We start from the raw sequence: 8,705 nt of genomic DNA on the forward strand, positions 1-8,705 counted from the left end.
TCAAACGATATCTGTGATTATATAAATGTGCCAAATTATCTGTATTTTTAACTACCAAATTAGATGCGCTTACCCTGATTTCCCTGTGCTGCCAACGCCTCGGCTAAGTAACAAATAGCCGACTGAGTGCCGCGCAAAGGTTTGCAGTAAGGAGTTTCAATTTTGTAATCCCCAGTATAAGTATCGAGAAATCCGATTTTCATTAAATGGTATAATCTTAAAACTATTGAGGAGTACCGAACATGACCACAGAACAAGATCCCGTAAAATTGATGAAACAGCAAGTCGGCTTTGCTGCTGCCGATCGCGTAAAATCTGGTATGATTGTCGGACTCGGCACCGGGTCAACTACAGCTTATACTATTCAAGCGTTGGGCGATCGCATAAAATCAGGTCAACTCAAAGATATCAAGGGAGTGCCGACATCTTTTCAATCGGAAGTGTTAGCCAAACAGTACGGAGTACCGCTGACAACACTAGATGAAATTGACAGAATTGATGTTGCTATTGACGGCGCTGATGAAGTAGATCCCCACCTTAACTTAATTAAAGGTGGCGGCGCCGCCCACACCCGCGAAAAAGTAGTCGATTACCTCGCCACTCAATTTATTGTAGTAGTTGACAGTTCCAAAATCGTAGATAAATTGGGTTCGACTTTTCGCGTGCCCATCGAAGTTATACCGATGGCATTAACACCAGTGATGCGCGCTATTGAAAAATTGGGTGGCAAACCCGAACTCCGCATGGGCGTGAAAAAAGCAGGCCCGGTAATTACCGATCAAGGTAATATGGTAATCGATGTCAAATTTGATGACATTGCCAACCCCGGCGAAATGGAAAAAACCTTGAATAACATTCCCGGTGTGTTAGAAAATGGTTTGTTTGTAGACTGTACAGATTTGGTTTTAGTCGGCGAAATCCAAAACGGCAAACCAGTAGTACGGGAGATTTCTAAATAGTCAAAACTGGCCAACTGGTGGTCGAAAACTCTTTGTGGAACAGGCATCTTGCCTGTTCATGAAAATGCTGCAATATGGGAGTTACCACCCGCAAAAATACCAAAAACAAGGTTTATTACCCTATAGCAACCGCCACCACGATTAAGAACTTCTTAATCAGTGAAACCCTTGCGATTGTTACATCTTCCTTCTTCCTGACATCCCTTACATCCGTTACATAATCCGTTGCCGAACTTCCTTCTGCTATAGCTTTGACTTTGATTATGATGATGCAATATCGCAGATTCGGTCGCACAGAATTATCCATGCCCGTCTTTTCCTGCGGTGGCATGAGATATCAGTACAAATGGCAAGACGTGCCAGCCAATGAAATTCCACAAGACAATCAACAAAATCTAGAAGCGACGATTCGCTACTCGGTTGAATGCGGCATCAATCACATAGAAACTGCTCGCGGTTACGGGACTTCCGAGATGCAACTGGGGTGGATTTTCCCGAATTTTCCCCGCGAAAAATTGATAGTGCAAACGAAAGTTAGCCCCAAACCAAACTCCCAAGAGTTTCGCGAAGAATTTGATAAATCTTTAGCTTATTTGCAACTGGAATACGTCGATTTACTGTCGCTGCACGGCATTAATACGTGGGAATTGCTAGAGGAGTCTATGCGTCCGGGCGGCTGCATGGATGTGGCGAGAAAGTTGCAAGCAGAAGGCAAAGTTCGGTTTATTGGTTTTTCAACTCACGGCCCCACGGATGTGATTGTCAAAACAATTGAAACTAATCAATTTGATTATCTTAACTTGCATTGGTACTACATAAATCAAAGTAATTGGTCGGCTATTGAAGCTGCTAAACGTCACGATATGGGCGTTTTTATTATCAGTCCTTCTGACAAAGGCGGTCAACTTTACAACCCGCCGCAAAAATTGGTAGACTTGTGCTATCCGCTGAGTCCAATGGTATTTAATGATTTGTTTTGTTTGTCGCATCCGCAAGTACACACTTTGAGTTTAGGCGCAGCCAAACCTGAAGATTTTAACGAACATCTCAAAGTTTTAGAATTGTTAGATAAAGTCGATGAAATTTTGCCACCGATATTAGCAAGATTGGAAGATGCAGCAATTAATAAATTAGGAGAAGATTGGTTTAAGACTTGGCACGTGGGTTTACCAACTATAGAAAATACTCCTGGAGGTATTAATATTTATGTGATTCTGTGGCTTTGGAACTTGGCGCAGGCTTACGATACGATCGACTATTGCAAGATGCGCTACAACCTCTTAGGTAATGCCAGTCACTGGTTCCCCGGCCAAAAAGCCGATCGCCTCGATGAATTAGACTTGCGCCGCCCTCTCGCCCACAGTCCCCACGCTGCTAAAATTCCCGGTATTCTTCAAGCAGCCGATCGGCTTTTTGGAGGCGAAGCCATCCAGCGCTTGTCCCAAGAATAATCAAAAAAAAACCCGGTTTCGAGACAGAAACCGGATTAGTGAACCGGAGCACGTGAGTTAGGTACGTGCACACAATTAGCCTATACTTGAGAAACTCTCACAACCATCGCCCATCCGTCTCATCCATTCGGGCGATAGCACTTTTTTTCTCAACTCACTCCCTTTTTGCTTTAATCTGAGATAAAACAGTTAATAATTCACTTAGGTACTTTTTATGACTCTTAAACGCCGAGATTTCTTGTATTTGGTGACTGCCACCGTCGGAGCTATTACCGCAGGTGCTTGCCAAGCGTCAGGAAATAATGTATCGCAAGCAAGTCCAATTGCAGAAAGTCCAAAAATAGCCCAAACCCCCGGGCCTTTTACACTGCCGCCTTTGCCTTACGAATACAATGCTTTAGAACCGCACATTGATGCGCGGACAATGCAATTTCACCACGACAAACACCACGCCGCTTACGTTAAAAATCTCAACGATGCTGTCAGCAAATACCCGCAGCTCAAAAATATGAGTGCTGAAAATATGCTGCGAGATTTGAGCAAAGTCCCGGAAGATATTCGCACAACCGTGCGTAACAATGGCGGCGGACACCTAAATCACAGTATGTTTTGGGAAATCATGGGCCCCAACGGCGGCGGCGAACCCACAGGGGCAATTGCAACAGCAATTCAGCAAAATTTCGGCAGTGTTGACGATTTTAAAGCAAAATTTAACGATGCTGGCACTAAGCGTTTTGGCAGCGGTTGGGTTTGGCTAGTCCGCAATAAAGCTGGCAAACTTGAGATTACAACTACTGCCAATCAAGACACTCCTTTGATAGATGGCAACTATCCAATTATGGGTAACGATGTTTGGGAACACGCTTATTATCTCAAATACCAAAACTTGCGCGCCGACTACTTAAAAGCTTGGTGGAATGTTGTTAATTGGGCGGAAATTAACAAGCGCTACGAACAGGCGAGCGCCTAGTTCAACAAAGTTTGTTGTTGCGATCGATCGTAGACAGCCCAACAACAAACTTTGTTTTAAGTAGGTAGGTGCTGTAAAACGCAATTAAGTAAACGATTGTAAAATATCCTGAGCCTTAAGCGTGGCTGATTTAGGTTTGTTTCCATACTGTTAGATGGTTAAGTTTAATTCCACTGAGATGTTTCACCATTGTCAAGAACGGGCAAGATGCCCGTTCCACAAAGAATGAGTTTTCTTGTGGAACAGGCAGGAAAGCCTGTTCCTAAACAAGTAATTGAGAATGGTGCAAAATCTCAGATTCCGCCTACCTACTTATTTTCTGATTCTGCTGTCAAACTCGGGCTACCCTCAATGTACAATCCACCATCTACCTTTAACACGCTGCCCGCGATGTAGCTAGCTGCATCAGATGCCAGGAAAACTGCTGCTTTGCCTAAGTCTTCCGGGAAGCCCATCCGACCAAGAGGCATTTGGTTGCTGAACGACTCAAGCAATTCGTCGCTGTACCAGCGTCGCTCACCCGGAGTGTCAGTCCACCCAGGCTCTAGGATGTTGACCCGAATTTTGTGCCACATCAGTTCATTCGCCATCGAAAGAACGAGGTGATGACAGGCTGCTTTGGTGGTGTTGTAGTCAATCGCACCCTTATACGGAAAATGAGCGTGCGGGGATGAGATATGGATAATCGAGCCTTGCGCCTTCCTTTCCACCATACGGCGGGCGACTATTTGACAGATGTGAAACACACCGTACACCCCTATTTCTAGTGTTCGCTGTAAATCCTCAAATTTAGTTTCCAGCAAGGTGTTTCGGACGCTGGCGATCGCATTTGTCACTAGAATATCGATTAGACCGAGTTCTTGCTCGCACCTATCGACCATCCTTTCCACTTGGTCGCGCTGTGAGACATCTGCTTGAATCGCGATAGCGCGACGACCGACAGAGTGAATCTGGTTGACTATTTCTCGCGCAGAGGTTGGAGAATCGCAATAGTTGACACAAACATCGGCACCAGATTTGGCTAATTCAAGGGCGATGCCAGCACCAATTCCTTTCGAGCTGCCTGTGACAAGTGCAATCTTATTGGCAAGCATAGTTAGTATTGAAAAACGGCTATAGCTAGCGCACGGGACGCTCGAACTGCTGTACAACTTTCCGCAAGTAAACGCAGTGCCGCGCCCCCTGACTCGTCGGCGTTGTGAATGCTTCGACTGACTCAATTTTACCGCCCAAATGCTCGATCGCCCTTTGCAACTCCGTTTCTTCCTCCACCGTCCAATTCCCACGGTAAAGTACCGCCAAACCGCCATTTTTCAGCAGAGGCAGCGCGGATTTAGCGCAGAGAGGAGCGGCTCCCACTGCTCGGAGAACTGCTAAATCGTAAGCTTGTTTATGCTGCGGCTGTCGGTCAATTTCATCGGATCTGCCCAACAAAGTCGCCGCATTTTCTATGCCTAAAGACGGCAAAACTGTTTCCAAGAAATCAATTTTCTTGCGAGTAGAATCGAGCAAAGTAACTGATAAATGCGGCAGGGCGATCGCGATCGGCAACCCCGGAAAACCCCCACCAGTCCCAATGTCGATCGCTTTCTGCACCGACTCAGCGGCCAATTCGGGATTTTCCGCCGAATTATCATTAGCAGGCAGCAGTCTCGCAATTCCCCGCAGAGAATCCCACAAATGTTTTTCCCAAAACTCCATCGGCTCAGTAATTCGAGTTAAATTTAAGGAGCGATTTCCCTCGACAATTAACTCATAAAGTCGCTGAAATTGTTGTTGCTGCGACTCATCCGGCTGCCAATTCAGCGTTTTTTGCCACAACTCGTTCATCTGGGGCAACACAGACATTTTAATCTCATTCATCAGATTCTATTTCCACTCTTTTCTTTGAGTCCGCGCAGGCGGACTTTGTTTGTGTAGTCGCGAATTCTATTCGCCGAGAATTTCTTCAGTCCGCGCAGGCGGACTTTGTTTGTGTAGACGCGAATTCTATTCGCTCCCAATTGATTTAGATGCGAATTCTATTCGCCGGGAAACCATTGGAAACGTCAGAAAAATCAAACGCAACTCGTTTCCTTAGCTTCTAACTTAGCCCGATCGACCTCCTGCAAATCCCCGTGGTCTAAAGTCCAAAATCGGTCAGCAACGCTCAACAAATCGCTAGCATCGTGAGTAACAATCAACAAAGTCCAGTGACTTTTCAACTTACTCAACAAGCTTACCAACTGCCGCCGCATCGACCAATCCAAACCCGCCGTCGGTTCGTCCAAAAGTAGCAAATGCGGCTGCCGAATTAGCTGCACTGCCAGGGCCACCCTGCGCTGTTGCCCGCCGCTCAAAGCGTGGGGGGAAGCGCGCAGTGGCAAATGTCCGAGTCCCACTTCTGCCATTGCTTTGTTGATTTGTTCTTGTCCCAATTCAGGATGTCCCAGTCGCAATTCTTCTAAAATTGTGCCGCCGCAAAAATGCCTTTCTGGAAACTGAAATACTAACCCTCCTAATTGTTGCAAGTATTCCGGTGTTAATTCCTGTTCCCGCCAACGGATGTCGCCGCTAGTTTTTTCCGCTAAACCGGCTAATATTTCTAATAGCGTACTTTTGCCTGAACCGCTGCGACCCACAATCAGCCCCATTTGCTGCGAGGCAAGTTCTAAGTTAATATTTTTCAGAATAGGATTCGGACAGGCGGTAGGATGATATACTAAGTTTTTTAGATAAAGCATTAATGGCAGTTGTTAGTTGGCAGTTGGCAGTTGGCAGTTGGCAGTCAGAAAAATAGTTATTGTTGGATGAGGGAACTCCTGGTTGTGCTATTAATAGTTAAGGCTGTTTCTGGTTATTGCCGATCGCCCACAATTATTTTACATAAATCTTAACAAAATTTTTCTTTTTTTTCAGCATGGGTGTTTAATTTTTAAGTTTTTTTTATGGTATATTTTAATAATGGAAATCTGTGTGTTCATATATTAAAAGTCACACTTCCATTATTAAAATATACCGCAACAGCTAGAAAAAATCAACCAAATTTCACTCTTTTTTTGGTCGCGGCCCGAAAGTCTGAAAATTTAACTCTCTTGTTTCTAGTTTACAGTATATTACATTGAGAGAATTGACGATGACGAAAACCCCTTTAGCATCGCTTGGCAAGCAAATGTTAAGTTCTAAACAGACAGTGCGGGCGATCGCCTGTGCAGGAGCGATCGCCCTCAGCATCTGCATTAACTCCGCAGTAGCGGGCGATCCCTTTCGCAGCAGCAACCCGCAGGCGATCGGGCCCAACACCGAAACCGCTTTCAAAACAATGTTTCAGCAAGGAAACTACAAACAAGCAAAAACTCAAATTCAACAAGCACTATCAGCCGAACCAAACGAGCCGCTAGCCTATGCAATGGCAGCCTCCCTCTCATACATCGAGCAGGACTTAAACTCGATGAATTCCTACGCACAAAAAACCCGCGAAGTCGGCGAACAATTAACGAAAACCAATCCCTTGCGCGGCAACATCTACACAGCAGCCGGTCACTTTCTAGAGGGGGCGAACATTATAGCCACAGAAGGAACAGCCAAAGGCGCGCCCCAAGCTTTGAGTAAATTGCGAGTAGTATTTCAATATCTAGATGCCGCCGATAAAATAGCGCCTAACGATCCAGAACTCAACCTGCTCAAAGGCTACATGGACTTAATTCTAGCCACAAACCTGCCCTTTTCCAACCCCAACGAAGCCATTCAAAGACTCGAACAAAAAGCCTCTCCTCGCTACTTAGCTTATCGCGGCATGGCAGTAGGCTATCGAGACTTGAAAAAGTACGATCGCGCTTTAGAATTTGCCAACAAATCCCTAGCAGAAACGCCCAATAATCCCGAAGTTCTCTATCTAAAAGCACAAATCTTGTTTTCCCAATCCCAGAGGAACAACGGCAACAAAACCTTACTTGAGGAAGCCGGAAAAAACTTCGACGCAGCCTTAGCAAAACCCGACCAACTGCCGCGCAGTTTAGTAGCCGAAATTTTCTTTCAGCAGTGCAGAACCCGTAACCGTCTCGACAGCAAATCTCGCGCCTGCGACCCGATGCGCGATAAAATTAGAGATGCAGATGGAGTCTGGGGGCCGACGGCCTTACCACCACTATAAAAACACCAAAAAACTATGCAAGTAGAGTTTCGCGAGTTTAACCCCTTTGACCTCTGGATTTGGCTGAAGTTCAGCAACGTGCCTTCAAACGGTGAAAAACAGTATGTTGAAGAAGTGTTTGACTCTTGGTTTTTCTTGGGAAAACTGGGAGGATTCAATGCGGAAAATTTGCAAGTTCAAGATGAAGGCTTAGATATCAGTCAGATGAATTACGATGTTAATCTAGCCGACCAAAGCATGATGGCTTTAATGCACAATATGGGAGAAATGGAGTATCAAGGTTCTTGGGCTCGCTGCTGGTTTGATTTGGGTACTAGCGATGCGATAGGTCTCGATGTTTTGATTAATGTTTTCCAGCAACTCAGCAAAGAATTCGTAACGATTGAAAAACTCATTATTGGGGGGGAAAATAGAAACTGGCCCGTTGACACCAGTCGCCGTCGAGAGACTTTTGCTGCTGATAATTAGTGATTAGTGATCACTCATTAGGGGCGAATTCTACTCGTTACTAGGCTCTGCCTGGTAACACATATCCGGAGGCTCTGCCTCCTATTTTGCTGCTCCGAAAGCGAGGCAGAGCCTCTGGACATTGATTCCTAGGCAGAGCCTAGGAACCAGTTAATGATTGATGACTAATGACTGATAACTAATTATGCAAAAAGGTACAATTCGCGTAATTGTTTTAGGATTAATTCTATCGGGCGATCGCATTTTCGTGTCAGAATGCGAAGATCCGGTCAAACAAGGCACATTTTACCGAGCTCTGGGCGGTGGCATAGAATTCGGAGAACACAGCATCGACGCTTTGCAAAGAGAGTTTCAAGAAGAAATTCAAGCCGAGTTAACAAATATCAAATATTTGACTTGTTTGGAAAACTTCTTTGTTTATAATGGCCAAGCCGGACACGAATTAATACAACTATACCAGTGCGATTTTGTCGATGGCAAATTTTATGAATTGGAGAGTCTGGATTTTTCAGACGGAGATGGGGAACATACTGCATTTTGGATGCCCATCGAGCGCTTTCGATCGGGCGAATTGCGCCTAGTTCCAGACAAATTTATCGACTACTGCGAAAGCTAATAACTCAACCAGTACCCAAAAACAAATACCTGATAAGCTGTTGTACCTTTAAATAGGGTATAATAAAAATTAAGTTTAGTCAATTTTTACAAAAATGCCAGCCAAAAAC

Annotated in this window: 10 protein-coding genes; 6 read left to right on the plus strand and 4 right to left on the minus strand. The window is 45.0% G+C overall.

Translation table 11 applies throughout. The annotated features are described in order from the left end of the window. Positions 1-59: 59 nt before the first annotated feature. Complete coding sequence (locus QUA70_RS27265; RefSeq protein ID WP_333350910.1) at positions 60-203, minus strand: hypothetical protein; 144 nt, start codon at positions 201-203, stop codon at positions 60-62. 39 nt (positions 204-242) lie between these two features. Between QUA70_RS27265 and rpiA the strand changes: the two genes are divergently transcribed. From rpiA to QUA70_RS27280, 3 genes are all read left to right on the plus strand, one after another. Beyond that, positions 243-959: a ribose-5-phosphate isomerase RpiA gene (gene rpiA / locus QUA70_RS27270; protein ID WP_333350909.1), complete on the plus strand. Its 717-nt coding sequence runs from the start codon at positions 243-245 to the stop codon at positions 957-959. Between the two features lie 266 nt (positions 960-1,225). Then, on the plus strand, positions 1,226-2,410 hold the full coding sequence (locus tag QUA70_RS27275) for an aldo/keto reductase (RefSeq protein ID WP_445251681.1): 1,185 nt from the start codon (positions 1,226-1,228) through the stop codon (positions 2,408-2,410). Between the two features lie 214 nt (positions 2,411-2,624). After that, positions 2,625-3,380, plus strand: a complete 756-nt coding sequence (locus QUA70_RS27280; protein WP_333328423.1) for a Fe-Mn family superoxide dismutase — start codon at positions 2,625-2,627, stop codon at positions 3,378-3,380. Between the two features lie 308 nt (positions 3,381-3,688). Here the strand turns inward: QUA70_RS27280 and QUA70_RS27285 are convergent, their stop codons facing one another. The 3 genes from QUA70_RS27285 to QUA70_RS27295 form a co-directional block, all read right to left on the minus strand. After that, entirely contained in the window at positions 3,689-4,474 is a 786-nt protein-coding gene (locus tag QUA70_RS27285; protein WP_333328426.1) for an SDR family oxidoreductase, read from the minus strand. A gap of 25 nt (positions 4,475-4,499) precedes the next feature. Beyond that, the gene (rsmG, locus tag QUA70_RS27290; RefSeq protein WP_333350907.1) at positions 4,500-5,243 is read right to left on the minus strand and encodes a 16S rRNA (guanine(527)-N(7))-methyltransferase RsmG; all 744 of its coding nucleotides are present in this window, start codon (positions 5,241-5,243) and stop codon (positions 4,500-4,502) included. A gap of 194 nt (positions 5,244-5,437) precedes the next feature. Then, positions 5,438-6,103, minus strand: coding sequence for an energy-coupling factor ABC transporter ATP-binding protein (locus QUA70_RS27295; RefSeq protein WP_333350905.1), 666 nt, complete (start codon positions 6,101-6,103; stop codon positions 5,438-5,440). A gap of 392 nt (positions 6,104-6,495) precedes the next feature. Between QUA70_RS27295 and QUA70_RS27300 the strand changes: the two genes are divergently transcribed. The 3 genes from QUA70_RS27300 to QUA70_RS27310 all read left to right on the plus strand — a co-directional run bounded on the left by QUA70_RS27300 (position 6,496) and on the right by QUA70_RS27310 (position 8,596). Then, complete coding sequence (locus QUA70_RS27300) at positions 6,496-7,512, plus strand: Sll0314/Alr1548 family TPR repeat-containing protein (RefSeq protein ID WP_333328434.1); 1,017 nt, start codon at positions 6,496-6,498, stop codon at positions 7,510-7,512. Positions 7,513-7,527: 15 nt separating this feature from the next. After that, positions 7,528-7,980 carry a DUF3531 family protein gene (locus QUA70_RS27305; RefSeq protein ID WP_333038358.1) on the plus strand — a complete coding sequence of 151 codons (453 nt, stop codon included), beginning with the start codon at positions 7,528-7,530 and terminating at the stop codon, positions 7,978-7,980. Between the two features lie 184 nt (positions 7,981-8,164). Next, positions 8,165-8,596: an NUDIX hydrolase gene (locus QUA70_RS27310; protein WP_333350904.1), complete on the plus strand. Its 432-nt coding sequence runs from the start codon at positions 8,165-8,167 to the stop codon at positions 8,594-8,596. Positions 8,597-8,705: the final 109 nt, after the last annotated feature.

The organism is Microcoleus sp. LAD1_D5 (genome assembly GCF_036702115.1).
Lineage (GTDB): Bacteria > Cyanobacteriota > Cyanobacteriia > Cyanobacteriales > Microcoleaceae > Microcoleus.